This is a genomic window from Zoogloea sp. GW822-FHT05C07 (assembly GCF_058800215.1).
On sequence record NZ_CM179510.1, the window covers coordinates 405139 to 430043 of the forward strand.

Genomic DNA, 24905 nt, shown 5'->3' on the forward strand with positions numbered 1-24905 from the left:
CTTCCCAAAGCCCAAACTGCGGCCTAGGGCATGCGCGTCAGTCACGGCTCGCCCACCGACACCCGACACCCGACACCCGACACCCGACACCCGACACCCGACACCCGACACCCGACACCCGACACCCGACACCCGACACCCGACACCCGACACCCGACACCCGACACCCGACACCCGACACCCGACACCCGACACCCGATTTCAGCGTAATGGCCGCACATCAATCAGCGCCAGACCCCGCTGAATGAAGCGCAGCCTCGGTGCGATTCGACACGTTCAATTTGTTGAGAAGCTGCTGGACATGGTTCTTGACCGTCTGGGGGCTCAGCCCGAGCGCTTCGGCGATCTCCCGATTGGACAGGCCATTGCGGATGCCGGCCAGCACCTGGCGCTGTCGCGGCGACAGGCCTGATTCCACACTCTTTGAACAACCGGCATCCAGATGCAGGCCTGCCAGTGCATTGACTAGATAGGGCTGCAGGAGTTGTGCGAAGTAGGCTTCCCGCGCGCCGGGCGCAATGGGAAGCCCCAGGAAGATGAAGACGCAGGCCCCGCCTTCCATAGCCAGTTCGCTGGCGTGTAGCAGCGCCACACCACCAGCCAGCGGCCCCAATGCCTTCGCCAGGGTCGGACAATCTGACAACGGATCCACACGCGACGGAAGCCTGTCACGGGCCTGCCACTGGCGAACGCACTCTCGACTCAAGACTTCGCCGGCCTTCCGGACGCCCTCCTCCACACCGACCGGCAGCGGCAGGCGGGAGAACACTTCGGCACGTCCGCCGCCGGACCAATGGCTCAGGCACACCAGCGTTTCATGGGGCAGGAAGCTCTGCAGCCCACCCTGGGTCCACAAATAGAACTGGTGGCTGCGCCGGATGCGGATGGCCTCGTCCAGCACCAGCGGCAGACGCTCCCGGTCGAGGTCGGTAAGAAGCATCATCGCAGAGCCCCTCTCATTGCCTTGGCGCAGCCAAAGGACGATGCGGGGACGTAATGTCCGCCGGGCGGAACAACCAGTCGCTATAGCGTGCCCCTGAAGCCGCACCGCGCGGGCTGACCCACTCGGGCAAGCCGTCGGTGCGCAGCGCCTCGCGCTCGGAGCGGCTGTGCAGCCCGACGATGCGGCCGCCCTGCCGCTCCACCACCCAGTCCGCCGCGCCGGTCATCGGGTCGCGGTACGGGCGGCGCAGGTGGCGCCGCACAAAGGGCACGCGCGGGTCGATGAGTAGCGCGTCCAGTGTTGCCGGAGCAGCGGCCGGATCGTCGGGCTGGGCGGCCTGGTAGCTGGCCAGCGCGCGGGCGAATTCGCCGCCGATGAACAGCAGCTCGGCCTCCCGCGCCCGCTGGGCGGTGATCGACCACAGGCCGCCGAAGCGGGCCAGGCCGAAGCCCAGGGCCGCCACCGCGAACAGCATCAGGAGATAGGTGACGCCGCGCTGGCGTGCCCGCGTGCTCATAGCTCGCCGAACGGGCGCCCGTCGCGGGCCGTGCCGGGGGCGTTGCTGTGCAGGTCCCACACGCCGCTGCCGCCGGGCGGGGCTACCAGCAGCCAGCCGTCCCTACGTTCGGTGAGCGGGTCCACTGGCGCGGTGCGCAGGTAGCGGCGGTCCACCAGCTCGTCCAGGTCCTGCGGATAACGCCCGGTGTCGCCACGGAACTTGTCGATGGCGTCGCGGGTAACCGCCAGCGTCTCAGCCAGGGCCGCCTCCCGCGCCCGTTCCAGGTGCACGAAGTAACGCGGCGCGGCAATCGAGATGAGCAGCGCGACGATGGCCATCACCACCAGCAGCTCGATCAGTGTGAAGCCCCGGCGGGCCCGGTTCGGCATGTCCATCACCATTCCCGGTAGGGCACGCCATCGAGCCCACTGCCCGGTGCGCGGGAATACACGTCGTACACATCGCGCCCTTCCCGCGGCGCGTCGGGCGGGCTGGCGTAGCTGCGCAGGCCCCAGCCGGCCGCGGCGTCCTGACCGCTGGTGTCGAAAGGGTCCCGCGGGATCCGCCGCAGGATGTAAATGCGCGCCTGGCCGGGGGCGCGGGCGTCGGGCATGCCGCGCACCAGGTCTTCCAGCGTCTCGGGGTAGCCGCTGCCATCGGCGGCACGGGCGATGCGCCCTTCGTCGGAGTAACGCTTGTAGGTGTCGATGCCCTCACGCAGCTGGCGCAGGGCCAGGCGCAGTTCGCTCTCTTTGGCGCGCTGGGCGGTGAGCTGAGCGACCGGCACCGCGATGGCGGCCAGCACCGCCACCACCGCCACGGTGACAACCATCTCGATCAGCGTGAAGCCGCGGCTGCTCATATATATAGGGCTCAGGGCGCGATGCGCACCCGCGCCGGCGCGGGGCTGCTCAACGGCTGGACCGATCCGCCTGCACGCGCGTCGCTCGCCAGCAGGCTGAAGACGGTATTGCCGGCGGCTTTGGCGCGGGCGCGGAAGCGCGCATCCACGCTCCCGCTGGCCGGCATGCGCAAGGCCAGCGCGTCGCCCCCCTCGCCGGGCTGGTCGAGGGATTCGACCAGCGTCGTGTCGTAGGCCAGCAGCAGCGGGCGCCCTTCCCCGCTCGCGCCGCTGACGTGCACCGCGAAGGTCTCGCCTGGACGGACCTGCTCCGGGGCGTCCAGCTGCAGTTCGCCGGCCGACGCGCCCGTCGGCGTCGCCATCACCGGCGCAGGCGCAGCCTCGGCCCGCCGTGTTCCAGCCGCCGGCCCCGCCACGGGCGCGAGCAGCAGCGGCGCGGCCCCCACCGCCGACTCCGTCCCCGCACCAAACGTGGCACTGGCCAGCGCCGGCTGGTTGAGATTGCGCAGCACCCGTGGGGTGATCAGCAGCACGATCTCGGTCTTGTTGGCCACGTCACGCTGGCTGCTGAAGAGCCGCCCGAGCCCGGGCAGATCGCCGAGGCCCGGCAGGCGGTTGGCGGCACTGCGCTCCTCGTCGCTGATGAGGCCGGCCAGCACCTGGGTCTCCCCGTCCTTCAGGCGCAGGGACGTGGCGGCGCTGCGCGTGCCAACCTGGTAGGCCAGGGAGTTGGACGGGCCGAGGACTTCCTTGACCACGCTGCTGACCTCCAGATTCACCTTGATCGCCACCTCCTCGTCCAGGTGCACCGAAGGCTCCACCTCCAGCTTGAGGCCCACGTCCAGGTAATTCACCGAGGCCGATACGCCCACGTTGGCGGTGGAGGTGGTGGTGAACACCGGCAGCTTCTCGCCGATGTGGATGCGCGCCTTGTCCCGGTTCTTCACGCGGATGCGCGGGTTGGCGAGGATGTTGGAATCCCCGTCCTGGTCCTTCAGGTTGAGCAGCAGGCCGGGGTTGGCCACGTAGGGCACCATCGCGCCGGTGTTGCGCAGGTTCACATTGCCGCTGAGCAGCTGGCCGCCCAAGTTCTCGGTGATGGTGGTGCCGGTGGTGGTGGTCACCGCGCTGGTGGTGTTGGGCTGCAGCAGGCCGTAGCCGATCTGATCGGGGAAACGCAGGCCCAGTTCGAGCAGCTTGTTGCGGCTGATCTCCAGCACCTCCACTTCCAGCATCACCTCCGGCTCGGCCAGGTCGAGGCCGGCGATCAGCCGCTCGGCGAGGCGCACCGCGTCGGGCGTGTCCTTCATCACCAGCAGGTTGAGGCGCTCCTCCACAAAGACGTCCTTGGTCTTGACCATCTGCTTGACCAGTTCCATGGCCTGCTTGGGCGACGCGTTGGCGAGGTAGAAGCTGCGCGTCACCAGCTCCTGGTAGTCCTTCTGCTTGGCCGGCGTGTTGGGGTAGATCAGGATCGAGTTGTCGTTGAGCAGCTTGCGTTCAAGCTGCTGGGTCACCGCCAGCAGCTTGAGCACGTCGTCGATGCTGCTGCGGCGCACGAAGATCGACACCTTGGTGTCGGGTCGCACGTCCTTGTCGAGCACGAAATTGAGGCCGGACTCCCGCGACAAGACCTCCAGCACGCCGCGCAGCGCGGCGTCGCGGAATTCGAGGGTGATCGGCTTGGCGAGAGGTCCCTTCAGCGCCACCGGCAGCGGATCGCGGGCGGCGGTACGCTCGTCGAGCCGGCGCATCACGCCACGCGCCACCGCATGGCCGGGCTCGGCGGCCAGCACGCTGCGGGCGACCTGCTCTGCGCCGACGAAGTCCTGCGCGTCGAGGCGCTTGCCAGCCTCGGCCGCCATCCGGTTGCGCTGGCGCTGGGCGGCGATCGTCTCCAGCCCGGCGACCACCCGCGGGTGATTCGGGTCGTACTGGCGCGCCAGCACCAGCGCCGCCTCGGCGTCCTCGAAACGGCCGCCGGCCCGCGCCTCCTCGGCCACGGCCAACTGGCGCAAGGTCAGGCGGTCGCGCTGGCGCAGGTAGTAGCTGCGCAGCGCCAGGTTGGCGGGGTCGGCGGCGACCTTCTGCTGCAGCTCGCGCAGGGCCGCGTCTGGGGCTCCGCTGGCGAAGGCCTGGCGGCTTGCCTCCAGGGCGGGGTTGGCGGCGCAGGCGGTCAACAAGGCAAATACGAGGGCAAACGCGGCCCCGGCGCACAGGGTACGGAACGGACGTCGTGGCTTCATGGATTGCCTGTGCTCAGGCTCTGGGTTTCGTTGAGGGGCAAATACAGGAAGTCGATGCGCTGGCGGCTCACCGCCGTGACCCGGTAGCGGCCATCGAGCACGTCGCCGGGGCGCACCGCGCGGACCTCGTCCCGCTCCAGCAGGAAGGCCGCCGGCGGGCCGCCATCCTCCAGCGCGCCGCCGTAGCGGTAAGGCAGCGGCGGTGCGACGGGCTTGGTGTCGACGACTGGCGAAGGTGGCGGCGGCGGCAGGAAGCTGCGTGCGGGGAAGAGTTCGCCCGGCGGTCCATCGGCCGGCGGACGCGCGCCAAGGCGCAGTTCGCCCAGCGGCGTGGCCGGGATGGCGGCCGGACGTGCACGGCCGGCCTTGCGCAGCGGCCGCGCACCGCCGTCGCCCTCATCGTCCAGCCCGGCGGCCCACCAGGCGGCGGCAAGGACGGCGCCCAGCGCGAGGATCAACCCATGGGCGCGTTTCATGAGCGCCCCCGCAGGAAAATCACCAGCCGGACCCGCGCGTCCAGTTCCTCGGCGCCGATGTCGGCGCGCTTCAGCAGCAGCCCGTCGATAGCGACCTCCGGCAGTTCGGCCAGCAGGTCGCCGAGCCACAGGCGCAGCGCGGCATAGCGGCCGTGCAACGGCAGCTCCAGCGCCACCTGCTCCAGCGGCGTGCCGGTCACCGGCGTGGAGCGGTAGTCGGCCTTGTCGGCGGCGAGGCCGCGGGCCAGCGCGTAGCCGTGGATGCGCACCAGCAGATCGGGCAGGCCGTCGCTGGCCGGGAAGGCGCCGTAGTAGGCGTCGAGGCGCTCCCGCTCGGCGGGCGGCGGCGGCAGCGCGTGGCGCTGCTGGCGCAGCAGGCTGCGGCTCTGGCGGTCCAGCATGTCGGCTTCGTCGGCGAGGGGCCGGTTGCCGCTGATGTCGAAGGCCAGCGCGAAAACCATTAGCGCCACGCCGAGCACGCCGGCCCAGCCGGCGCCGCGCAGGATCCGCTGGGCTTCCGCTCGTAAGCTGGCGAGGCGCGGCGCCGTCACGGCTGCGCCTCCCAGCGGGCCTGCAGGTCGAAGCCGACCACCGGGAGCGGCCCGTTCTGGCGGAAGGCGTAGCCCGCCAGGCGCACGTCGCGCAGCGCCGGGATGGCTTCGAGGCGTTTCACGAAGGCGAAGACCTCGGGCAAATTGCGGGCCTCGCCGCTGAGCTTGAGCCGCCCCTTGGCGCCGTCCTGGTCCATCTCCAGCAAGGCCAGGCCCGGATCGTCGGCGGCGCTCTCGAGGGCCGCCAGCAAGGCGTTCCAGTCGCGACCGAGGCCGGCCACCACGCCGAGGGCCGCGCGGCGTTCGGGGTCCGTGAGTGGCGCCACCGGTGGTCGGACCGGATGGGCCACGGCGCTCTGCCGGCGCGCCCGTTCATCGGCATGGCGCGCCTCGGCGAGGCGGGTTTCGGCCACGTCGAACTCATGCAGCACAGCGAATGCGGCGAGCCCTCCGCAGGCCAGCATCAGCCAGCCGAGCGCGCCGGGCGGTCGGCGGCGGCCGCTGAAGTCCAGGTCCACTGCCGCCGGCACGGCGCGACTCACGGACGGGCCTCCACGCAATCGGCGTGGGTCCAGCCGGCCGGCAGCGGCGCGTCCGTCGGCAGCACACCGGCCACGTAGAAGGTGCCGGCGGCCGGTGCGTCCGGCAGCGTGGCGAGCAGCGCGATCAGGCCGTCCACCGCAGCGCGGCCATCGGCCTCGCCGACCGGCAGGCTGCGCAGGGCCCGCCAGGCGCCAGCCGCCCACACCCCGATAGTGACGCGCCCCGGCTCCCGGCGCGCGAAGGCGCCGTCGCCACGGAAACGGCGGCGGGCCCAGTTGAAGTCGGCCAGGAAAGCCGGCTCGACCGCCCGCAGGCTCAATCGGCGCTCCCTCGCCCAGTCCCGCAGCGCGTCGTGCAGGGCGAGCGGCAGCGCCGCGGCGACACACTGCGGCCCGGCGGCGTTGCGGTCGGCGAGCGCCACCCAGGGCCCAGCACCGAAAACCTCGACAAATCGATGTTCGACAAAAACCCGTCGCTCGTCCGCCGACAGCCCCTTCGGCCAGGTCACACGCAAATAACGCACGTGGCGGTCGGCGACGGTGACGTGCAGGCGCGAGAAGCGCGGCAGCGCCGGCAAGGCGGCCAGCGCCTCGCCCCAGTCGGCGTCAACGACCGGCTGCTCGATCACACCGGCCCGCCGCTCCAGCCGCAGCGCATCCGGCCCGATATGCAGCGTCGCGCGCTCAGGCCACGAAAGTGACACGGTTCAGCTCCTGCAAGGTGGTGAGACCGTCGCGGACCAGCGCCAGGCCGGCGTCGCGCAGGCTGGCGAAGCCGCGCCGGCGAGCCGTCGCCTTCAGCTCGCGCAGCGGCGCGCGGGCGATGATCAGGTCGCGCAGCTCGTCGTCGAGGATCAACACCTCGGCGATGGCGTGCCGGCCCCGGTAGCCTGTGCCGCGGCAGGCACCGCAGCCGCTGCCGGCGCGGAAACGATAGCCGCTCATGCTCGCCAGGCCGGAGTCGGCGAGCAGCGCGGCGTCGGGCGTGCACTCGGCGCTGCAAGCCGGGCAGTTCACGCGGATCAGGCGCTGGGCCACCACGCCGTTCAGGGCCGCCACCAGGTTGTAGGGGTCGATGCCCATGTGCATGAAGCGGCCGATCACGTCGAAGACGCTGTTGGCGTGCACAGTGGTGAACACCAGGTGGCCGGTCAGCGCGGCCTGCACGGCGATCTCTGCGGTCTCCGGGTCGCGGATCTCGCCGACCATGATCTTGTCCGGGTCGTGGCGCAGGATGGAGCGCAGGCCGCGGGCAAAACCCAGGCCCTTCTTCTCGTTCACCGGAATCTGCAGCACGCCGGGCAGTTGGTACTCCACCGGGTCTTCGATGGTGACGACCTTCTCCTGCCCCGAGTGGGTTTCGGACAGCACGGCGTAGAGGCTGGTGGTCTTGCCCGAGCCGGTCGGCCCGGTGACCAGCAGCATGCCGTAGGGCTCCATGGCGAGGCGGCGCAGCGTGGCGCGGGTGGCGGCGTCGAAGCCGAGGGTCTCGAGGGTGAGGGCCGCCATCTCGCGGGTCAGGTGTTCCTTGTCGAGCAGGCGCAGCACGGCGTCCTCGCCGTGGATGCTGGGCATGATGGAGACCCGGAAGTCGATCGGGCGGCCGGCGGCGTGGACCTTGAAGCGTCCGTCCTGGGGCACGCGCCGCTCGGCGATGTCAAGCTCGGCCAGCACCTTCAGGCGCGACAGCACCTGCTCGGCCAGTTCGCCGCCCTGGGCGCCGCCGGCCCGCGTCAGCACGCCGTCCACCCGGTATTTGACGACCAGCCCACCGGGCACACTCTCCAGGTGGATGTCGCTGGCCCCCTGCTGGATGGCGTCGTAGAGGGTGGAGTTAACCAGCTTGACCACCGGGCTGGCGTCGCTGGCGATGCGCCGCAGGGACAAGTCCTCGCCGTCGTCCACGCGGGCCGCGGCGGCTTCGCCGAGCACGCCGGCGACGACGCGGCCGGATTCCGCGTGGCGGGCCAGGCAGGCGGCCAGATCGTCGCGGCGCGCCAGGCGCAGCGCGAAGGGTTCGGCGAGGCGGCCGCCGAGGCCGTCGAGCAGGTCGGTGTCCTGCGGGTCGGCGACGGCGATCAGCAGCCGCCCGTCGTCCGCGCGGCCGGCGAAGGCGTCGCGGCGCAGCGCGTCGTCGAAAGGCAGCGCGGCAAAGTCGGGCTGCAGCGCGAACAGTTCGGCGTGGCCGATGGCGGCAATCACTGGATGCTCTCCGCCACCTGGAAGATCGGCAGGTAGAGCATCACCAGCACCACGCCGACGCCCACCGCGATCACCAGCATCAGCAGCGGCCCGGCCAGGCGGGCCACCAGTTCGAGCCAGCGGGCGTTGTCCTGGTCGTGGAAGTCGGCGGCGCGCTCCAGCATGTCGCCGAGGTTGCCGGCCTTCTCCCCCACCGCCAGCATGCGCAGCGCCACCGGCGTGGCGAGGCCGTGGGCCTGCAGCGTGGCGGTGAAGCCCTGCCCTTCGCGCACCGCCGTCCGGCTGGCCAGCAGGCCGGGCCGCAGCACCGGCGACAGCAGGCCCTCGACCATACCCATCGCCGCCACCGCCGGGATGCCGCCGCGCAGCAGCATGCCCAGCGTGCGGTACAGGCGGGCCAGCTCGAAGACGCGCAGCCGCTCGCCGAGGCGCGGCAGGCACCAGGCCAGGCGTAGGAGCGCGGCACGGCTGTCGGCGCGGACGGCCAGTGCCCCCAGCCCTCCGAGCGCGGCCACGACAGCGCCGCCGATCAGCCCGCCATGGGCGTCCATCAATTGCCCCCAGTCGAGCAGCAGGCGCGACATCCACGGCAGCTCGCCGCCGACACTCTCGAAGACTTGCGCGAAGCGCGGCACCACAAAGAGCAGCAGGAACAGCATGACCGCCCCGCCCACCACCAGCAGCAAGGCCGGGTACACCGCGGCGGCGACCAGCGTGCCGCGGATCGCGTCGAGCTGGCGCTGGTAGGCCACGTAGCGGGACAGGGCGGGCTCCAGGTCGCTGGTGTGCTCGGCGGCGCGCACGGTGGCCACGTACAGAGGCGGGAAGGCGGCTGGCTGGGCTTCCAGCGCGGCGGACAGACTGCGGCCTTCCCGCAGCCCGTGGCCGAGGGCGTCCACTACCGCGCGCAGAGCCGGGCGGGCCTCCTTCTCGGCGAGGGCGCCGAGCGCGTCGGCCAGCGGAATGCCGGCGCGCAGCAGGGCCACCAGCTCCTGGTTGAACAGCATCAGCGGGAAGCGCGCGCCGCGGGCCGGCCGCCCCAGCGGCGCAACCGACAGCACCGCCAGGCGGCGCTCGGCAGCCAGCGCGCGGGCGGCAGCTTCATCGACGGCATCGACCTCGATGTCGACCACGGACGAGGCCGCCCCGAGGGCGCGAACACGGAAACGCATGGCTCACCAGTTGACGATGTCGGCGGCCTCGCCGCTGCCGCCGGGCTGGCCGTCGCGGCCGAAGGAATACAGGTCGAACTCGCCGTGCTCGCCCGGCTGCTGGTACTGGTAGGGCTTGCCCCACGGGTCGTCGGGCACCGCCTTCTTGAGGTAAGGGCCGGCCCAGCGAGCGGCATCGGCCGGCTTCTCGGTAAGGGCGCGCAGGCCTTCCTCGGTCGTCGGGTAGCGGCCCACGTCGAGGCGGTACTGGTCGAGCGCCTTCTCCAGCCCGTCGATCTGCGCCCGCGCCGCCTTCACCTCCGACTTTCCGATGTGGGCGAAGAACTTGGGCCCGACGTAGCCGGCCAGCAGGCCGATGATGGTCATCACCACCAGCAGTTCGAGCAGCGTGAAACCCCGCAGGCGACGGGAACGGCGGGGACGATCGGGACGGAAGGCGGGCGTATGCATAGCCGGCGAAGGCTAGCGGCGCTCCATGACAGGGATTTGAAAGGCAGACGACAGCTTCCATTTTGCCTACGGACTGTCTTATGGCATACACCATCTTCATTACACGATCATTCGCCCGGCCTGATCCGGTCAGCCCAGTTTTGGCGGTTTGGGCAAGGCGATCCCTGTAGCCTGCGGTGCCTAAAGTGGCGGGCTCTTTCAAGAAAGAACACGGAGCCCCCAATGCCCACACCCCATCGTCTCGCCTCGGCCCTGTGCGCCGTCGGCCTGCTGTCTGCCAGCGGCCTGGCCGCCGCATCCGACGTCGTCATCAGCCAGATCTACGGCGGCAACGGCAACACCTACAACGCCGACTACGTGGAGCTGTTCAACCGCGGCGCCACGGCGGTCAACCTGTCCAACTGGTCGGTGCAGTACGCCAGCGCCACCGGTACCGGCAACTTCAACGGCAACGGTGTGGCCGCCGTGAGCGGCACCCTGCAGCCCGGCCAGTACCTGCTGGTGCGCCTGGCCACCGCCACCACCGGCGCGGCCGTGCCGACGCCGGACGCCACCGGCAGCAGCAACCTGTCGGCCAGCGCCGGCAAGGTGATCCTCGCCAACGTGGGCACCGGTTTGGCCTGTAACGGCAGCAGCGTGCCGTGCTCCGCCGAGCAGAGCGCCCAGATCGTCGACCTGGTTGGCTACGGCAGCGCCAACTTCAAGGAAGGCTCGGCCACCGCGCCGGCCGCCAACGGCACCACCGCCCTGTTCCGCGCCAACGGCGGGTGCACCGACACCGACCAGAACGGCACCGACTTCGCGACGGGTACGCCGTCGCCGCGCAACAGCAGTTCGCCGTTCAACCAATGCGTGTCCGCGCCGGTGAACGCCGCCATCGTGCCGAGCTGCGGCCCGCTGGCCGTGCAAGTCGGTAGCGCCGGCAACGTGGTCCTCACTGCCACCGATCCGGACAGCATCGTCACCGGCGCCGCCATCGTCGGCACGCCGGTTTCCGGCATCAGCCTCAGCCCGGTCACCCCGGCCGACGCCGACGGCGGCACCGCCAGCGTGAGCCTGCAGGCCGCTGCCGGCCTTGCCGTGGGCAACTACCCGGTGCTGGTGCAGTTCAGCAATAACGAATCCCAGAGCGCCAGCTGCACGGTGGACGTGAGCGTCAGCGCCGCGCCGGCCGTTACCCCGGTCTACGAGATCCAGGGCAGCGGCGCCACCAGCCCGAAGGTCGGCGAGACCCTCACCACCGGCGGCGTGATCACCGCGGTGTTCCCCAACCTGAAGGGCTTCTACCTGCAGGACCCGAGCGGCGACGGCAACCCGGCCACCTCCGACGGCATCTTCGTGTACGTGAACAGCGCCACCATGCCGGCCGGCGTGGCGGTGGGCAACCGCATCACCGTCAAGGGCACGGTGGCCGAGTTCAACGGCCTGACCGAACTGACCGCCCCGAGCGCCGTCACCGTGCAATCCACCGGCAACAGCGTGCAGCCGGTGGACGTCACGCTGCCGGAAGCCGTGAATGGCGACCTGGAGCGCTACGAAGGCATGCTGGTGCGCATCGTCAGCCCGATGAGCGTCGCTCAGAACTACTTCCTCGGCCGCTACGGCCAGCTGACCCTGTCGGCCAACGGCCGCATCGAGAAGGCCACCAACCGCTACGCAGCCGGCACGCCGGAGGCCATCGCGCTGGCCGACGAGAACCAGCGCCGCCTGCTGGTGCTGGACGACGGCTCATCCCTGCAGAACCCCAGCCCGACGCCCTACATCGGCGCCGGCAACACCGTGCGCGCCGGCGACACGGTGAACGGCCCGCTGGTCGGCGTGCTCGACCAGGGCCCGATCAACGCCAGCAGCCCGGCCGCCATCGACTACCGCCTGCACCCCACCGAGGCGGTGAGCTTCACCCGCGCCAACCCGCGTACCACCACGCCCGCCGGCGTCGGCGGCAATGTGAAGGTGGCCAGCTTCAACGTGCTCAACTACTTCAACGGCAATGGCACCGGCGGCGGTTTCCCGACCTCCCGCGGGGCCAGCACGGCCGCCGAGTTCGAGCGCCAGCGCACCAAGATCATCGGCGCGATCAAGGCCATCAACGCCGACGTGGTCGGCCTGATGGAGATCGAGAACGACGGCTACGGCAGCACCAGCGCCATCCAGGACCTGGTGAATGGTCTCAACGCAGCGATGGGCGCCGGCACCTACGCGGTGGTGCCCGATCCCTCCACCGGCACCGGTACAGACGAAATCAAGGTGGCGATGATCTACAAGCCGGCCTCCGTCACCCGCGTCGGCGCGTCGCTGTCCGATCCGGACGCGATCAACAACCGCCCGCCGCTGGCCCAGACCTTCGCCGCCCTCAACGGCGAGAAGTTCTCGGTGATCGTCAACCACCTCAAGTCGAAGAGCTGCACCGACGCCAGCGGCGCCGACCTCGACCAGGGCGACGGCCAGGGCTGCTACACCCCCCGCCGCGTGCAGCAGGCCGCCCGCCTGCTGTCCTTCGTCGAGCAGGTCAAGAGCGGCGCCGGCGACGACGACGTGGTGCTGATCGGCGACATGAACTCCTACGGCAAGGAAGACCCGATCAACGCCCTCACCGCCGCCGGCCTGGCCAACCAGCTCGCCGCCTACGAGAGCAACGCCTACTCCTACGTCTTCGACGGCGAGCTGGGCTACATCGACCACGCGTTGACCACCGCCTCGCTGACCAGCCAGATGGGCGGCGTGGGCCACTGGCACATCAATGCCGACGAGCCCTCCTTCCTCGACTACAACCTGGAGTTCAAGCAGCCTGCCTGCCCGGCCTGCGAGCCTGACCTGTACGCCGCCACGCCCTACCGCTCGTCCGACCACGACCCGGTGGTGATCGGCCTGCAACTGCTGAAGAAGCTGGACGGCACCGCCGGCCGTGACACCCTGGTCGGCACGCCCGGCGACGACGTCATTGTCGGCGGCGACGGCGCCGACACCCTCACCGGTGGCGGTGGGGCCGACATCTTCGTGTATCGCAACATGCGCGAAGCCGGCGACACCATCACCGACTTCACGCCGGGCACCGACCGCGTCGACGTCAGCCAACTCGGCGTCACCTCCGACAACCTGGGCCGTGGCGTGCTGAAGCTGGTCCAGACCGCCGCCGGCACCAGCGTGCAGTTCGACAGCGACGGCGATGCCGGCAGCGCCCTGCCCCGCCCGCTGGTGCTGCTGAAGGGCGTGCAGGTCAGCGCCCTCGACCTGCGCCGCGACTTCATCGTCCAACAGCTTCCCCAATAAGGAGAACCCTCCATGCAACTGCATTCCCTGATTTCCCGCTGCGCCGCCGCCCTGCTGGTCGCCGGCGTGCTGGCCGCGCCCGCCCACGCGGCGGTGATCAACGGCGACTTCGGCGCCGGCCTGACCGGCTGGGCCACCCTCGGCGACGTGGCGGCGGTCAACGGTGCGACGCTCACCACCGCGTCCCTGGACGTGGATGACGCGCCGGCCGGCGCCGCGGCCTTCAACGTGTCCGGCACCGCGGCGGCCCCGGTCGGCATGCCCGGCGGCATGGAGAGCTTCGTCGGCCTGCCCCTCGGCGGCCTCGATCCGGATCCGGCGGGTGGCACTTGGGCCTTCGAGGGCTCGGCACTGAAGCAGACCCTGGCGGTCAAGGCCGGCGACACGTTGAGCTTCGACTGGCTGTTCTCCACCCACGAAGACCCGCGCAACGGCATGAACGACTACGCCTTCGTGATTATCGGCCAGACCCTGATCACGCTGGCCGACGTCTTCGGCGGCGCCACCGGCAGTCACTTCAGCACCACCTTCGCTGCCGATGGCAATGTGGACCTGGCTTTCGGCATCGTCGATGTGAACGACTACGTCGGCACCTCGGCGCTGAGCCTCGCCAACATCCGCCTGGATGCCGCCCACCGCGTGCCGGAGCCCGGCAGCCTGGCACTGGGCCTCGGCGGTCTGGCCCTGCTGGCCCGCCGCAAGCGGCAGAAGTGAGGCATCAATGAAAAAGCGGTGCCGACGCTTCCACGCCGGCACCGCTTTTATGACTCACACCAATCGGCGCAAACCGATTTGCCGGATCGGCTCCGGCAACCTACCTCAAGGCTGCACGAAACCAGGCGTTCCCAAGGCGTCATCGTCCTTGTCGGCTTGAGGCGCTGCGGGTCCGAGCATCCAGTGGCGGCTGACAACCTTCCATTGCTCCGGCGAAAGGAACACTTCGACGACCTGCATCTGGCGTGGCTCCGCCCGCCTGCGCCGTTCCCAGCCCATCGGGGATTCTCCATCCGTCTGCCGACGCTCCCCTTTCAAGCGTCGATCGACACCATCCCAGCGCCTGCCGTTTCCATTCGTGGAATTCATGGCTCTCTCCCAAGCGGCACTCGTACGAGATTCTCCGCACGTATTGCCCATTCTGGTGCGAACTAAGTCGCAACGGGAAGAGAGTTAACAATCTTTATATCAGCGCCGCTGGCGCCTGGGGCCCTCGCTGGCGGTGATCGACACAACCGGTGTCTTCTGCCCGCGCACCACCACCGCGCCAGTGTTGTCGAGGATGCCCGATGGCCCGGTGACGAAACCGATATGCTCGGCATGCAGCAGATGCCGCGACGGCGCCATCAGGCGGAGCTTGTACCACTTGCGGAAGTTGTCCTGGACCAGCAGCGTGCTGTCGTCCTCGGCCACCCAGTCGCGGATGCCGCGGCCGTTCACCGCCGGGATGGAGAGCTCCGGCGCGTTGGTCGGCTCGCTCTTGCCGGCCTCCTCTTCCGCCGCCGCCAGGCCCAACCAGCCAATGACCACGCCGACGACGGCCAGCCACACCAGCAGGATCACGTAACGCATCGGCCCTCTCCTTCAGAACATGCCGCGAAAAACACTCAGCTCCAGCGCAGGTCGGTTCGCGACAGCGGAAGCTGGCGAACCCGCTTGCCGGTGGCGGCGAAGATCGCGTTGCAGACGGCCGGAGCCAGCGGCGGCAGCGCCGGCTCGCCGAGGCCGGTGACCGGGTAATCCGTCTTGACGAAATGCACCTCGATCTTCGGCGGTGCATCGGCAATGCGGATCAGCGGGTAGTCGTTGAAATTGCCCTGCACGATGCGTCCGCGCTCAATGGTGAGTTCCGGGAACATCAGCGTGCCGAGGCCGTCGACGACCGAGCCTTCGACCTGGTTCTCGGCGCCGGACAGATTGACGATCTGCGCGCCAATGTCGGTGGCCACCACCACCCGGTCCACCTTCAGCGTGCCGTCCCTGGTCACCGTCACCTCGGCCACCTGGGCAATGTAGCCTCGGTGGCTGAAGTGGAAGGCGATGCCCTGGCCCTGCCCCTTCGGGAATTTCTTCCTGCCCCAGCCAGCCTTGTCCGCCACGTGCAGCAGCACCCGGCGCATGCGGCTGACGTCGTAGGGCGTGCCGCGCTCGCCGCTGCCGGCGACGATGGCCTTGTCGCCCAGGATGTCGAGGCGGAATTCCAGCGGATCGCGCCCGGCGGCGTGGGCCAGCTCGTCGATGAAGCTGTGGAAGACCCATGCGAACACGCAGCTGCCCGGCGCGCGCCAGGGCCCCATCGGCACGCCGCATTCAATGGCGGATTGCTCCAGCAGGCAGTTGGCAACCCAGCGGCCGGGAAACTCGTCCCCCGACAGGCTGCCGCCGGCGCCCGGCTCCAGGCTGGTCTGGCCGTCGCCGGTCACCGGGTTGGCGAAGGTCACGAAATGGTTGTGCCAGGCGATCAGCTGGCCCCGCGCATCGACGCCGCCGCGCAGGAAGTGGAAACCGGCCGGCCGGAAATGGTCGTGGCGCAGGTCATCCTCCCGCGTCCACGTCAGCTTGACCGGCGCCTTCACGCGCTGGGCGATGGCCGCCGCCTCGACGATGTAGTCCGCCGACAGGCGCCGGCCAAAGCCGCCGCCACTGCGCGTGATGTGCAGGATGATCCGGTCCTTCGGAATGCCCAGCGTGGCCGCGACGACGGCCTGCCCGGCGGCCGGGTTCTGGGTCGGCGCCCACAGTTCGAGCGTGCCGTCCTTGTAGTGGGCCGTGCAGTTCTGCGGCTCGAAGCTGGCGTGGGAGATGAAGGGGTAGCTGTAGGCGGCCTCGACGGTCTTGGCGGCGCCGGCCAGCGCGGCGCCCACGTCACCGTCCTGGCGCAGCACGGCGCCCCCCTGCTTGGACAGCCGCTGGGCCTCGGCGACGAAGCCGGCCCAGCTCTGGTCGGCAAAGCGCCCTTCGTCCCAGTCCACCTGCAGCTGCTTGCGGGCGCTCCACGCCGCCCAGGTGGACTCGGCAACGATCGCCACGCCCGGCAGCAGGCCGCGCAGGTTATCCGTACCGGCGATCACGAAGGCGTCCTTCACACCGGGCAGCGCCTTGATCGCCTCCAGATTGGCCAAACGGACCTTGCCGCCGAACACCGGGCTCTTCTCATATACCGCGTAGAGCATGCCCGGCAGCTGGGTGTCGATGCCGAACAGCGGCTGGCCGGTGACGACCTGGTGGTTGTCCACGCCGCCGATACGCTTGCCGAGCAGCTTGAAATCCTTCGGGTCCTTGACCTGCACGTTCTTCGGATCGGGCACCGGCAGCGCCGCCGCCGCGTCCACCAATTGGCCGTAGCCCAGCGTGCGCTTCGACGGGCGGTGATGCACGGCCGAATCTGCCGCGAAACACTCGCCGACCGGCACCTTCCAGCTGCGCGCAGCCGCCTCCACCAGCATCAGCCGCGCCGCGGCGCCGAGGCGGCGAAAGTCCTCGTAGTTGGTCGGTGTGGATGTGGAACCGCCGGCGCTCTGGCGACCGTAGGCCGGGTCCAGATCGCCCTGCACGATACGCACATCCTTCCAGCTGACCTCCAGTTCCTCAGCGATCACCGCCGGCAACGAGGTCTTGATGCCCTGGCCGATCTCCGGCTGCTTGGACACTAGCGTCACGACGCCGTCGCGGCCGATGCGGATGAAGGCATTCGGCTTGAACCCGGCGCCGCCGGCGACGGGCTTTTCGAGCCGCTCGACGGCCTGGGTCGTGCCGTTCAGGTAAAAGCCGAGCACCAGCCCACCACCGGCTGCGGCAGACTGGCGGAGGAAATTGCGGCGGCCGGCGCTGGCGAGATCGGGGGCGTTCATTTACGACCTTTCTTGTCGGCGGCGGCCAGTTCGGCGGCCCGGTGGATGCCCTTGCGGATGCGCAGATAGGTGCCGCAGCGGCACAGGTTGCCGGCCATCGCGCCGTCGATGTCCTCGTCGCTGGGCTGGGGGTTCTCCTTTAGCAGCACCGCAGCGGTCATGATCTGGCCGGCCTGGCAGTAGCCGCACTGGGGCACATCGAGCTCCTTCCAGGCCCGCTGCAGCGGGTGCTCGCCCTGCGGATCGAGCCCTTCGATGGTGGTGACCTGCTTGCGGCCGACGGTGGACACCGGCGTCATGCAGGCACGGGCCGGCACGCCGTTGAGGTGGATCGTGCATGCGCCGCACTGGCCGATGCCGCAGCCGTACTTGGTTCCGAGCAGCGACAGGCTGTCGCGCAGGACCCACAACAGCGGCGTTTCCGGTGCCGCCTCGACGCTACGGCTGCTGCCGTTGATGGACAGGGTGTATTTGCTCATGGAATGGGTCGGTCCGGATGGTTGAAGGCGGGCCCTACAAGCCTGAAAGATAGTCTGCCAGCGCTTCGATGTCCTTGTCGCCGAGCGATCTGGCGATGTGGTTCATGACGCCGTCCGGACTGTTGCGGCGGGTGTCGCTGCGCCAGTCCTGCAACTGCCCGCGCAGGTAGAAGCGGTGCTGGCCGCCGATGGCCGGATAGGCCAGGCTGCCGGCCACCCGCCCCTTACCGTCGGCCCCGTGGCAGGCGCTGCAGGCCGGAATGCCGCGGGCACCGTCGCCCTGCTCGAACAGGCTGCGGCCCAGCGGGTTGCTACTGGCTGCGGCGCCCTTCATCGCCGGCTGGGCGGCAAAATGGGCCGATACGTTGGCCAGCTCGGCATCGCCCAGCTCCTGCGTCAGCGCCTGCATGATCACGTTGCTGCGCCGGCCGTCGCGGAAGTCGCGCAGCTGCTTGTACAGATAGACCGCCTGCTGGCCGCCCAGGCGCGGGTATTCGGCCACGGTGCTGTTGCCGTCCGGGTTGTGGCATTCCTTGCAGACGTTGTCGTCGGACCAGGCCTTGCCGACCAGCGGATCGCCGATGCGGTCCGCCGCCGCGGCGCTACCGGCCGCGCACAACGCGCCGAGCAGCAGCATACGAAGTGAAGACGGAAGCCACATTGCGCTCACCCCTGCGGCCGGATCGGCTTGAAGCGGTCGTGGCAGGCCCGGCAGTCACGGGCGATGCCCAGCGCCGACTCGTAGGCGGCGGCGAAATCCCCGCGCTCCGCCAGGCTCGCTGCCCTGGCTGCCCGCTGACGCCCGTCCCAGGACAGCAGCAGCGGATCGTCGTGCTCACCGCGGGCCTCGTAGAAGCGCTCCATCAGCCCGTACAGGCGCTCCAGCTCGCGGGCCTCGGCGCTGGCCGATGCGGCGTCCTGGCGCTTGAGGGCGAGCAGCACCGACTGGCTGTGGCGGTCAATCTTCTGCATCCACACGTCGAACTCGAGGATGCTGTCGGCCGCCGCGGCGCCGGCGCACAGCACGCCGGCGCTCAAGGCGACGACCGCCAGCAGGCGGGGAAGGACGCGCTTCAACGCACCCCGCCCGCCAGCGTCTGCACCCCGTCGAGGGCCTTGTCCACGTTGGCCACCGGCTGGAGGCCGGCCACCGTGGCGGCGAGCTGGGCGCCGGTCGCGAGGGTCTTCATGGGGGTCAGTCCTGCTTGTAAACGTTGTGGCAGGCCTTGCAGGTCCGGCCGAGTTCGGCGGACGCGGCAGCGGCGCTGTCGAAGTCCTTGGCGGCGACGGTGGTCACGATGCGCGCGGACAGGTCGATGCTCTTCTGGGACATCTTCACGCCGTCCTCAGCATCGCCTTTCTTGACGTAGTGGTCCACCACTTCCTTGAAGAGCTTCTCCAGCTCCTTGGCGTCGGCGGTGGCGGTCTTGGCGTCCTTGATGCCGATGGCGGCATCGGCGCTCTTGAAGGTGTCTTCCACGTTGCGCATGAAGTCTTCGTCCACCGCCCCGGAGGCGGTGAGCGCGGTCGTGGCGAGCAGGCTGGTCAGGGCAAGGCGGAACAGTTTTTTCTTGTACATGGGGTCAAGCTCAGGGTGAATGCCGGCGGGCATGGCGAGGGCCCCTGCCCTCGCCCCCCGTTGCCGGTCAGGTGATGATTTCCGGCACCACGTCGCCGAAGACGGTCGTCGCCTTCTCCTGGCGGCCCTGGTACTGGAAGGTCAGCTTGCGGTGGTCGAGGCCCAGCTGGTGCAGCAGCGTGGCCTGCAGGTCGTAGGTGTCGACGATGCCGGACGTGGCGCGCAGACCGATCTCGTCGGTGGCCCCGTGGGTGTAGCCGGCCTTGATGCCGCCGCCGGCGATCCACGAGGTGAAGCCCCACGGGTTGTGGTCGCGCCCGTCGCCGGTCTGGCCGTAAGGCGTGCGGCCGAACTCGGAGGTCCACACCACCAGCGTGTCCTTCAGCAGGCCGCGGGCCTCCAGGTCGGCGAGCAGGCCGGCGATGGGCTTGTCCACCAGCTTGGCCATCGTGCCGTGGTTCTTCTCGATGTTGTTGTGGGCGTCCCAGTCCGGCAGGCTGTCGTCCGGCGAGCCGGAAATCACATGCACGAAGCGCACGCCCTTCTCGACCAGGCGGCGGGCCCGCAGCAGATTGGTGCCGTATTCCACGGTGGCCTTGTCGTCGAGGCCGTAGAGCTTCTTGGTGGCGTCGGTCTCCTTGGACAGATCCACCGCCTCCGGCGCCGACTTCTGCATGCGGTAGGCCAGGTCGTAGGAGCGCAGGCGGGCTTCCAGTTCGGTATCCGCCGGGAAGCGCGCGGTGGTGCGCTGGTTGAGGGTCTTCAGCAGCTCCAGCGTGTTGCGCTGTTCCGCGTCGGACACGCCAGCCGGGCGGTCCAGGTACATGATCGGCGAATCGCCCTGGCGGAAGGCCGTGCCCTGGTACACCGCCGGCAGGAAGCCGGAGCTCCAGATCACCTGGCCGCGCCCGCCGCCGCCGGTGCTGCGCCCGTTGGCGAGCACCACGAAGGCCGGCAGGTCGGGGTTGTTGGTGCCCAGGCCGTACTGGATCCACGAGCCGAGGGCCGGGCGGCCCGGCACCAGCCCGCTGGTGTGCAGCTTGAGGGAGGCGATGACGTGGGTCGAGCCTTCGGTCTTGCTGCCCTTCAGGAAGCAGATCTTGTCGGCGTGCTGGGCCAGGTTGGGCACCAGGTCGGAGAACCAGGCGCCGCTCTCGCCGTACTGCTTCCAGCTGCGCTTGGTGGCGTAGAGGGCACCGACGCCGCCGTCGGTGGCCGTCTTGAGGTTCTTCGAAAAGGAATCCGGCAGCGGCTGGCCGTGCAGCTTGACCAGCTCCGGCTTGTAGTCGAACAGGTCGAGGGTGGACGGCGCGCCGGCCATGTGCAGCCAGATCACCGCCTTGGCCTTCGGGGTGTGGTGGGGCTGCTTGGGGGCCAGCGGGTCGAGGTACTCGGCGGCCTGCACCGAGGAGATGAAGCCGCCGCCGGGCAGCACGCCACTGAAGGCGAAGGCGCCGATGCCATAGCCGGCATTGACGAGGAAGCGACGACGGGCGTTGTGATCGTGAGTCATGATGTATGTGTTCCTGCCTTGTTTTCGCTGCGGTGCTTACAGGCGGTAGAGGAATTCGTTGGAGTTCACCACGGCATGGACCAGCTCCACGAAGGCGGCGCTGCGGGCCGGGTTGGCCTTGTCCCGGGCGGACGTTTTGGCGCCGCCGGCGCTGTCGCCGTCGTCATCAGAAGCCTTTGCCAGCTTGGCCTGCTGGGTGTCCAGGTAGGACAGCAGCGTGGCCCGCTCGAACCTGTCGGGGCTGCGGCCGTAGAGGGTCTTGAAGAGGCCGTCCACCTTCTCACGCACGGCGCCGGCGTCCTTGGCGCCGACCGGGGCGACCACCTTCTTCCCGCCGGAGATCTGGCCGGCGACGACCTTCTCTTCCTTGTCGAGGAAGGCCAGCAGGGAGTCCTTCTCGGTCTTGTCCGGGTTGCGGCCGAAGGCGATCTGGTACAGGCGGTCGAGGCGCGCGTTATCGCTCTCCCCCACTTCGCGGATCACGCGGCCGGCCAGCGCCTTGGACCACTCGAAGACCAGGTCGCTATTGACCAGCGCCAGCGCCTGCGGCGCGGTGGTGGTCACCTCGCGGCGGCCATGGACCAGCTGCGGGTTGGCCCAGTCGAAGGTGTCGAGCAGCGGGTACGGCGTATTGCGGCGCACGAAGATGTAGGCACTGCGCCGGTGCTGGTCGGCCAGACTGTCGGAGACTTTCCACGCGTTGCGGTTGTCGAAATTGACCGGCACCGGCGGGAACACCGACGGGCCGCCGATCTTTTCTTCGAGCAGGCCGGCGGCGTACAGCAGGGAGTCGCGCACCTGCTCGGCGTCCAGACGCTGGCGCGGGAAGTAGGCCAGCAGCTTGTCTTCCGGATCGATGCTGACCAGCTCCTCGCGGTGGTCGGACGACTGGCGATAGACGCTTGACAGCAGGATCTCCCGCTGCAGCTTCTTCACGCTCCAGCCGTTCTTCACGAAGCTGTCGGCCAGGTAGTCGAGCAGCGCCGGATTGACCGGCTTCTGGCCCATCTTGCCGAAGTCATTGACGGTATCCACCAGGCCGCGGCCGAAGTAGTTGTTCCACACCCGGTTCACCAGCACCCGCGCGGTGAGCGGGTTGGACGGGCTGGCAATCCAGTTGGCCAGCGCGGTGCGCCGGCCGGACGAGGCGGCGGTGGCGACGATCTGCGGGTTCTGGCCACCGGACAGGGCCGCCGGCAGCGCCGGCTGGACTTCCTCCAGCTTGCGGTCGTAGATGCCCTTGAAGAGCACGAAGGTGGACGGCGAATCGCTGTGGCCGAGCTCGGTGGCGGTGGAGATGTTGCCCGGGTCCTTCGGCTTGAGCTCGTCGAACTTCTTCAGCTCGGCCGCCACCTTCTCGTACTCCGCGTACTGGGCCTTGTCCTTCTCCTTCATCTGGTTGGCCGCGTTGCGGGTGCGGCCGGACATGGTCCACAGGTTGCGGTGGTAGATCCAGCGGTCGTAGGCGTTGCGTTCCTTCTCCGGCTTGTTGATGGAGTCGCGGGTCTCCGGCACGAAGCCGAGCAGGCGGTCCGCCTCCAGCTTGTCGATGTAGGGCTTGAGCAGGGTTTCCTGTTTGGCGCGGACGTCCTTGGTGGCGTCTTCCCACTTGGCGAGCTTGGACGAGTAGTCGGCCAGTTCCTTGCCGGACAGCGGCGTAACGTCGTCGCGGAAGCTGGTGTTAACGAAGTAGGCCTGGAGCTGGTAGTACTCCTTCTGGCTGAACTTGTCGAACTTGTGGTTGTGGCACTGGGCGCAGTTGGCGGTGGTGGCCAGGAACACCGAGCTGACCGTGTCGGTCAGGTCGTTGGCGATCTCCTGCTTCTTCAGGTTGAGGTCGCGGGCGTTGATCTCGTCCGGGAAGTTGCGCAGGAAGCCGGTCGCCACCAGTGCATCCTTGCGGTCCGGCCACAGCTCGTCGCCGGCCAACTGCTCCCTGATGAAGACGTCGTAGGGCTTGTCGTCGTTGAAGGCCTTGATGACGTAGTCCCGGTAGCGCCACATGTTGGGCCGGGTGCCGTCGGTGTTGTAGCCGTCACTGTCGGCGTGGCGGGTCAGGTCCAGCCAGCGGCGGCCCCAGCGCTCGCCGTAGCGCGGCGAGGCGAGCAGGCGGTCCACCAGCTTCTCGTAGGCGTTGGGCGACTTGTCATTGACGAAGGCTTTGACCTCCTCGGGGGTCGGGATGATGCCCCAGGTGTCCAGCGTGACGCGGCGGATCAGCGTGGCCCGGTCCGCATCGGCGGACGGCTTGATGCCCTTGGCTTCGAGCTGGGCCAGGATGTGGGCATCGATCGGGCTGCGCACCCACTTGGCGTCCTTCACGGCCGGCGTGGCCGGACGCGCGACGGTCTGGTAGGCCCAGTGCTGCTGGCCCTGGGCTGCGCGGGCCGGACGTACTGGTTCGGCGGATGCGGCGGGCGCGGCATCGGCGGCCAGCGCTGCCACCGACTCCAGACTCATGACCCCGACCAGGCTCCAGGCCACCGCCAGGGATGCGGCTTTTCTCTTCATCGTTTCAACTCCATGTGCCTGCGTCGACTCGTCACCGAACCTCCGCATAGAAAACCTGCATTCGGTTCAGCGGGCGGGCGGAGCGGCCGCCATCGATGCCGGCGTCGGCGACATGGCCAAGTGCGGGCTCTTCATTGCCGTGAACCTTCCAATGACAGATTGGATGAGCCGACGCTTGCGCATCGGCATGCAGGCTTTCAGCAGAATCCATGCCGCTCCACGCCAGCACGCATCCCATGGTCATTGAATGGCGATCAAGAATTCAATTTTTCAATCGCTTACAAAACCTCCCGGGTCCGGCGAAAATCCCTGCCGACGGCCTCGATGACGGCGGGTAAAAGGCCGGCCTGCTGCGCGGCCAGCACCGGGCACAACGCAAATGCTGCACCGCCAACAGAGGCTGCCCAGCACCGCACGGCGCCCTCTCAGCGCTGCGCGGACAGGTAGTTCGCCAGCGCCCTCACCTCCTCGTCGCTGAGGGATCTGGCGATGCGGTTCATCACCCCGTCGCGGCTGTTGCTGCGGTCGCCGCTGCGCCAGTCGAGCAGCTGCTTCTCCAGGTAGCGCCACTCCTGCCCGCCGATCGGCGGCGAGGCGGCGCCCAGCCCGGCGATCCCCTTCCCGGCCGGACCATGGCAGGCCACGCAGGCATCCACGCCGCGGGCCGGATCGCCGCCCTCGAAGAGCTTGCGCCCCACCGCGTCGTCGCCCTTGCCGTCACCCGCCATCGCCTTCTGGCTGGCGAAGTACGCCGCGATGTCGGCGATGTCGGCCGGATCGACGGTGCGCGCCATCACCGTCATCACGTCGTGCTTGCGCGCGCCGCTGCGGAAATCGGCGATCTGCTTGACGATGTAGTCGGCGGGCAGGCCGCCGAGCTTGGGATGCCGACCTTCGGAGCTGGCACTCTGGTCGAAGCCGTGGCCGTCGACGCCATGGCATTCCTGGCAGCGCTCGTCGTCCGACTTGCGGGCGCCGGCGACCGGATCACCGCTACGCGGTGCGGAGGCGGCCGCGACAGGCACCGCCCCCGTTACCGACTTCCCCTTGCTCTTTATTGCCTGGGCCGCCACCGGCCCGGACAGGAAGGCTGCCAGCACCAGGGCCACGCAACCTCCCGCGCCCCAGGCCAGGCCCGGGGCCTTGCGAACAGTCAAACTCAAACGATGACCCTCAGCGCCTTGCGGACGCCAGCCGCGTCACCGTTTCGAGTGCCTTCTCGACGTTCTCCACCGGCGCTACGCCGCCGATCGTCGCGGCGACCTGGCCATCGGGTTTGACGACAAAGGTCACCCGGTCCACGCGGCCGTGGTCGATGTCCTCGCCGCGGGAGTCCTTGCGCCCGGCCGGCACGTCGGCCACCGCCAGGTTGAAGGACTTGGCGATCCGGCCATCCGGATCGGAGGCCACCGCAACCTTGCTGGCGCAGTACTGCGGGTCCGCCGAGAAGGCGTTGAGCCGCTTGATGCTGTCGAGGGAGACGCCGATCACCGTCGCACCGGCAGCGTTGAACTTGTCGATGTTCTCGGCGAAGGTGTGGGCCTGCAGGTTGCAGCCGCCAGTGAAGGCCGATGGGTAGAAATAGACCACCACCGGCCCCTTTTTCAGCGCGTCGCGGAAGGAGTAGTTGAAGGCCTTGCCGGCCAGCGAAGCCTGGGCGCTGAATTCCGGTGCCTTGTCGCCCTCGTTGAGGGCCGCGAACGCGGGCGCCGCGAGTACGCCGGCGAGCAGCAGGCCGGACAGGAGAGATCGCTTCATACGGGAT

General features: G+C 69.3%; 26 protein-coding genes. 2 read left to right on the forward strand and 24 right to left on the reverse strand.

Annotation, left to right across the window (positions count from 1 at the left end; translation table 11 throughout):
- Positions 1 to 220 precede the first annotated feature (220 nt).
- From AC3QL2_RS01940 to gspG, 12 genes are read right to left on the reverse strand one after another with little or no spacing between them, the layout of a single operon-like run.
- Positions 221 to 943, reverse strand: a complete 723-nt coding sequence (locus tag AC3QL2_RS01940) for a helix-turn-helix transcriptional regulator (RefSeq protein WP_493236419.1) — start codon at positions 941 to 943, stop codon at positions 221 to 223.
- A 13-nt stretch (positions 944 to 956) separates the two neighbouring features.
- Positions 957 to 1460 carry a type II secretion system protein gene (locus AC3QL2_RS01945; protein ID WP_493236417.1) on the reverse strand — a complete coding sequence of 168 codons (504 nt, stop codon included), beginning with the start codon at positions 1458 to 1460 and terminating at the stop codon, positions 957 to 959.
- The gene (locus AC3QL2_RS01950) at positions 1457 to 1837 is read right to left on the reverse strand and encodes a type II secretion system protein (protein WP_493236416.1); all 381 of its coding nucleotides are present in this window, start codon (positions 1835 to 1837) and stop codon (positions 1457 to 1459) included. The genes AC3QL2_RS01945 and AC3QL2_RS01950 overlap by 4 nt, the downstream gene beginning before the upstream one ends.
- On the reverse strand, positions 1837 to 2304 hold the full coding sequence (locus AC3QL2_RS01955) for a prepilin-type N-terminal cleavage/methylation domain-containing protein (RefSeq protein WP_493236414.1): 468 nt from the start codon (positions 2302 to 2304) through the stop codon (positions 1837 to 1839). The genes AC3QL2_RS01950 and AC3QL2_RS01955 overlap by 1 nt, the downstream gene beginning before the upstream one ends.
- An 11-nt stretch (positions 2305 to 2315) precedes the next feature.
- Positions 2316 to 4550: a secretin GspD/PilQ domain-containing protein gene (locus AC3QL2_RS01960; protein WP_493240339.1), complete on the reverse strand. Its 2235-nt coding sequence runs from the start codon at positions 4548 to 4550 to the stop codon at positions 2316 to 2318.
- Positions 4547 to 5026 carry a hypothetical protein gene (locus AC3QL2_RS01965; protein WP_493236390.1) on the reverse strand — a complete coding sequence of 160 codons (480 nt, stop codon included), beginning with the start codon at positions 5024 to 5026 and terminating at the stop codon, positions 4547 to 4549. Before AC3QL2_RS01965 ends, AC3QL2_RS01960 begins: the two co-directional genes overlap by 4 nt.
- Complete coding sequence (locus tag AC3QL2_RS01970) at positions 5023 to 5577, reverse strand: hypothetical protein (protein ID WP_493236392.1); 555 nt, start codon at positions 5575 to 5577, stop codon at positions 5023 to 5025. Before AC3QL2_RS01970 ends, AC3QL2_RS01965 begins: the two co-directional genes overlap by 4 nt.
- Positions 5574 to 6119, reverse strand: coding sequence for a PilN domain-containing protein (locus tag AC3QL2_RS01975; protein WP_493236393.1), 546 nt, complete (start codon positions 6117 to 6119; stop codon positions 5574 to 5576). Before AC3QL2_RS01975 ends, AC3QL2_RS01970 begins: the two co-directional genes overlap by 4 nt.
- Positions 6116 to 6823 carry a hypothetical protein gene (locus AC3QL2_RS01980; RefSeq protein WP_493236395.1) on the reverse strand — a complete coding sequence of 236 codons (708 nt, stop codon included), beginning with the start codon at positions 6821 to 6823 and terminating at the stop codon, positions 6116 to 6118. The genes AC3QL2_RS01975 and AC3QL2_RS01980 overlap by 4 nt, the downstream gene beginning before the upstream one ends.
- On the reverse strand, positions 6804 to 8321 hold the full coding sequence (locus AC3QL2_RS01985) for a GspE/PulE family protein (RefSeq protein WP_493236396.1): 1518 nt from the start codon (positions 8319 to 8321) through the stop codon (positions 6804 to 6806). Before AC3QL2_RS01985 ends, AC3QL2_RS01980 begins: the two co-directional genes overlap by 20 nt.
- Positions 8318 to 9493, reverse strand: coding sequence for a type II secretion system F family protein (locus tag AC3QL2_RS01990; protein ID WP_493236397.1), 1176 nt, complete (start codon positions 9491 to 9493; stop codon positions 8318 to 8320). The genes AC3QL2_RS01985 and AC3QL2_RS01990 overlap by 4 nt, the downstream gene beginning before the upstream one ends.
- A gap of 3 nt (positions 9494 to 9496) precedes the next feature.
- Positions 9497 to 9943, reverse strand: coding sequence for a type II secretion system major pseudopilin GspG (gene gspG, locus AC3QL2_RS01995; RefSeq protein ID WP_493240341.1), 447 nt, complete (start codon positions 9941 to 9943; stop codon positions 9497 to 9499).
- A 222-nt stretch (positions 9944 to 10165) separates the two neighbouring features.
- Here gspG and AC3QL2_RS02000 point away from each other — a divergent pair, with 222 nt between their 5' ends.
- A complete protein-coding gene (locus tag AC3QL2_RS02000) occupies positions 10166 to 13213 on the forward strand; it encodes an ExeM/NucH family extracellular endonuclease (RefSeq protein WP_493233558.1) in 3048 nt (1015 codons plus the stop codon).
- Between the two features lie 12 nt (positions 13214 to 13225).
- On the forward strand, positions 13226 to 13927 hold the full coding sequence (locus tag AC3QL2_RS02005; protein WP_493233559.1) for a PEP-CTERM sorting domain-containing protein: 702 nt from the start codon (positions 13226 to 13228) through the stop codon (positions 13925 to 13927).
- Between the two features lie 105 nt (positions 13928 to 14032).
- Here AC3QL2_RS02005 and AC3QL2_RS02010 read toward each other — a convergent pair whose 3' ends face one another.
- The 12 genes from AC3QL2_RS02010 to AC3QL2_RS02065 form a co-directional block, all read right to left on the reverse strand.
- Positions 14033 to 14296: a hypothetical protein gene (locus AC3QL2_RS02010; RefSeq protein WP_493233560.1), complete on the reverse strand. Its 264-nt coding sequence runs from the start codon at positions 14294 to 14296 to the stop codon at positions 14033 to 14035.
- A 99-nt stretch (positions 14297 to 14395) separates the two neighbouring features.
- Complete coding sequence (locus AC3QL2_RS02015) at positions 14396 to 14779, reverse strand: DUF6491 family protein (RefSeq protein ID WP_493233562.1); 384 nt, start codon at positions 14777 to 14779, stop codon at positions 14396 to 14398.
- Positions 14780 to 14814: 35 nt separating this feature from the next.
- A complete protein-coding gene (locus AC3QL2_RS02020; protein WP_493233564.1) occupies positions 14815 to 17058 on the reverse strand; it encodes a xanthine dehydrogenase family protein molybdopterin-binding subunit in 2244 nt (747 codons plus the stop codon).
- Positions 17055 to 17537: a (2Fe-2S)-binding protein gene (locus tag AC3QL2_RS02025; protein WP_493233566.1), complete on the reverse strand. Its 483-nt coding sequence runs from the start codon at positions 17535 to 17537 to the stop codon at positions 17055 to 17057. The genes AC3QL2_RS02020 and AC3QL2_RS02025 overlap by 4 nt, the downstream gene beginning before the upstream one ends.
- A 34-nt stretch (positions 17538 to 17571) precedes the next feature.
- On the reverse strand, positions 17572 to 18198 hold the full coding sequence (locus AC3QL2_RS02030) for a c-type cytochrome (RefSeq protein ID WP_493233567.1): 627 nt from the start codon (positions 18196 to 18198) through the stop codon (positions 17572 to 17574).
- Positions 18199 to 18203: 5 nt separating this feature from the next.
- Entirely contained in the window at positions 18204 to 18614 is a 411-nt protein-coding gene (locus AC3QL2_RS02035) for a hypothetical protein (RefSeq protein ID WP_493233569.1), read from the reverse strand.
- A gap of 118 nt (positions 18615 to 18732) precedes the next feature.
- A complete protein-coding gene (locus AC3QL2_RS02040; protein ID WP_493233571.1) occupies positions 18733 to 19116 on the reverse strand; it encodes a hypothetical protein in 384 nt (127 codons plus the stop codon).
- 67 nt (positions 19117 to 19183) lie between these two features.
- Positions 19184 to 20629, reverse strand: coding sequence for a DUF1501 domain-containing protein (locus tag AC3QL2_RS02045; RefSeq protein WP_493233572.1), 1446 nt, complete (start codon positions 20627 to 20629; stop codon positions 19184 to 19186).
- A 36-nt stretch (positions 20630 to 20665) separates the two neighbouring features.
- Entirely contained in the window at positions 20666 to 23140 is a 2475-nt protein-coding gene (locus AC3QL2_RS02050) for a DUF1549 and DUF1553 domain-containing protein (protein WP_493233573.1), read from the reverse strand.
- A gap of 31 nt (positions 23141 to 23171) precedes the next feature.
- Positions 23172 to 23351, reverse strand: a complete 180-nt coding sequence (locus AC3QL2_RS02055; RefSeq protein WP_493233575.1) for a hypothetical protein — start codon at positions 23349 to 23351, stop codon at positions 23172 to 23174.
- A gap of 214 nt (positions 23352 to 23565) precedes the next feature.
- On the reverse strand, positions 23566 to 24303 hold the full coding sequence (locus AC3QL2_RS02060; protein ID WP_493233577.1) for a c-type cytochrome: 738 nt from the start codon (positions 24301 to 24303) through the stop codon (positions 23566 to 23568).
- 10 nt (positions 24304 to 24313) lie between these two features.
- The gene (locus tag AC3QL2_RS02065) at positions 24314 to 24898 is read right to left on the reverse strand and encodes a peroxiredoxin (RefSeq protein WP_493233579.1); all 585 of its coding nucleotides are present in this window, start codon (positions 24896 to 24898) and stop codon (positions 24314 to 24316) included.
- Between the last annotated feature and the right edge of the window lie 7 nt (positions 24899 to 24905).

Bases quoted from the DNA above. Each gene is read 5' to 3' on its own strand.
- AC3QL2_RS02015 (WP_493233562.1), bottom strand. From the start codon at position 14,779: ATGCGTTACGTGATCCTGCTGGTGTGGCTGGCCGTCGTCGGCGTGGTC.
- AC3QL2_RS02045 (WP_493233572.1), bottom strand. From the start codon at position 20,629: ATGACTCACGATCACAACGCCCGTCGTCGCTTCCTCGTCAATGCCGGC.
- AC3QL2_RS02020 (WP_493233564.1), bottom strand. From the start codon at position 17,058: ATGAACGCCCCCGATCTCGCCAGCGCCGGCCGCCGCAATTTCCTCCGC.
- AC3QL2_RS01940 (WP_493236419.1), bottom strand. From the start codon at position 943: ATGATGCTTCTTACCGACCTCGACCGGGAGCGTCTGCCGCTGGTGCTG.
- AC3QL2_RS02025 (WP_493233566.1), bottom strand. From the start codon at position 17,537: ATGAGCAAATACACCCTGTCCATCAACGGCAGCAGCCGTAGCGTCGAG.
- AC3QL2_RS01960 (WP_493240339.1), bottom strand. From the start codon at position 4,550: ATGAAGCCACGACGTCCGTTCCGTACCCTGTGCGCCGGGGCCGCGTTT.
- AC3QL2_RS02040 (WP_493233571.1), bottom strand. From the start codon at position 19,116: ATGTACAAGAAAAAACTGTTCCGCCTTGCCCTGACCAGCCTGCTCGCC.
- AC3QL2_RS01955 (WP_493236414.1), bottom strand. From the start codon at position 2,304: ATGAGCAGCCGCGGCTTCACGCTGATCGAGATGGTTGTCACCGTGGCG.
- AC3QL2_RS01950 (WP_493236416.1), bottom strand. From the start codon at position 1,837: ATGGACATGCCGAACCGGGCCCGCCGGGGCTTCACACTGATCGAGCTG.
- AC3QL2_RS02030 (WP_493233567.1), bottom strand. From the start codon at position 18,198: ATGTGGCTTCCGTCTTCACTTCGTATGCTGCTGCTCGGCGCGTTGTGC.
- AC3QL2_RS02010 (WP_493233560.1), bottom strand. From the start codon at position 14,296: ATGAATTCCACGAATGGAAACGGCAGGCGCTGGGATGGTGTCGATCGA.
- AC3QL2_RS01965 (WP_493236390.1), bottom strand. From the start codon at position 5,026: ATGAAACGCGCCCATGGGTTGATCCTCGCGCTGGGCGCCGTCCTTGCC.
- AC3QL2_RS01990 (WP_493236397.1), bottom strand. From the start codon at position 9,493: ATGCGTTTCCGTGTTCGCGCCCTCGGGGCGGCCTCGTCCGTGGTCGAC.
- AC3QL2_RS02050 (WP_493233573.1), bottom strand. From the start codon at position 23,140: ATGAAGAGAAAAGCCGCATCCCTGGCGGTGGCCTGGAGCCTGGTCGGG.
- AC3QL2_RS01945 (WP_493236417.1), bottom strand. From the start codon at position 1,460: ATGAGCACGCGGGCACGCCAGCGCGGCGTCACCTATCTCCTGATGCTG.
- AC3QL2_RS02005 (WP_493233559.1), top strand. From the start codon at position 13,226: ATGCAACTGCATTCCCTGATTTCCCGCTGCGCCGCCGCCCTGCTGGTC.
- AC3QL2_RS02065 (WP_493233579.1), bottom strand. From the start codon at position 24,898: ATGAAGCGATCTCTCCTGTCCGGCCTGCTGCTCGCCGGCGTACTCGCG.
- AC3QL2_RS02055 (WP_493233575.1), bottom strand. From the start codon at position 23,351: ATGGATTCTGCTGAAAGCCTGCATGCCGATGCGCAAGCGTCGGCTCAT.
- gspG (WP_493240341.1), bottom strand. From the start codon at position 9,943: ATGCATACGCCCGCCTTCCGTCCCGATCGTCCCCGCCGTTCCCGTCGC.
- AC3QL2_RS02000 (WP_493233558.1), top strand. From the start codon at position 10,166: ATGCCCACACCCCATCGTCTCGCCTCGGCCCTGTGCGCCGTCGGCCTG.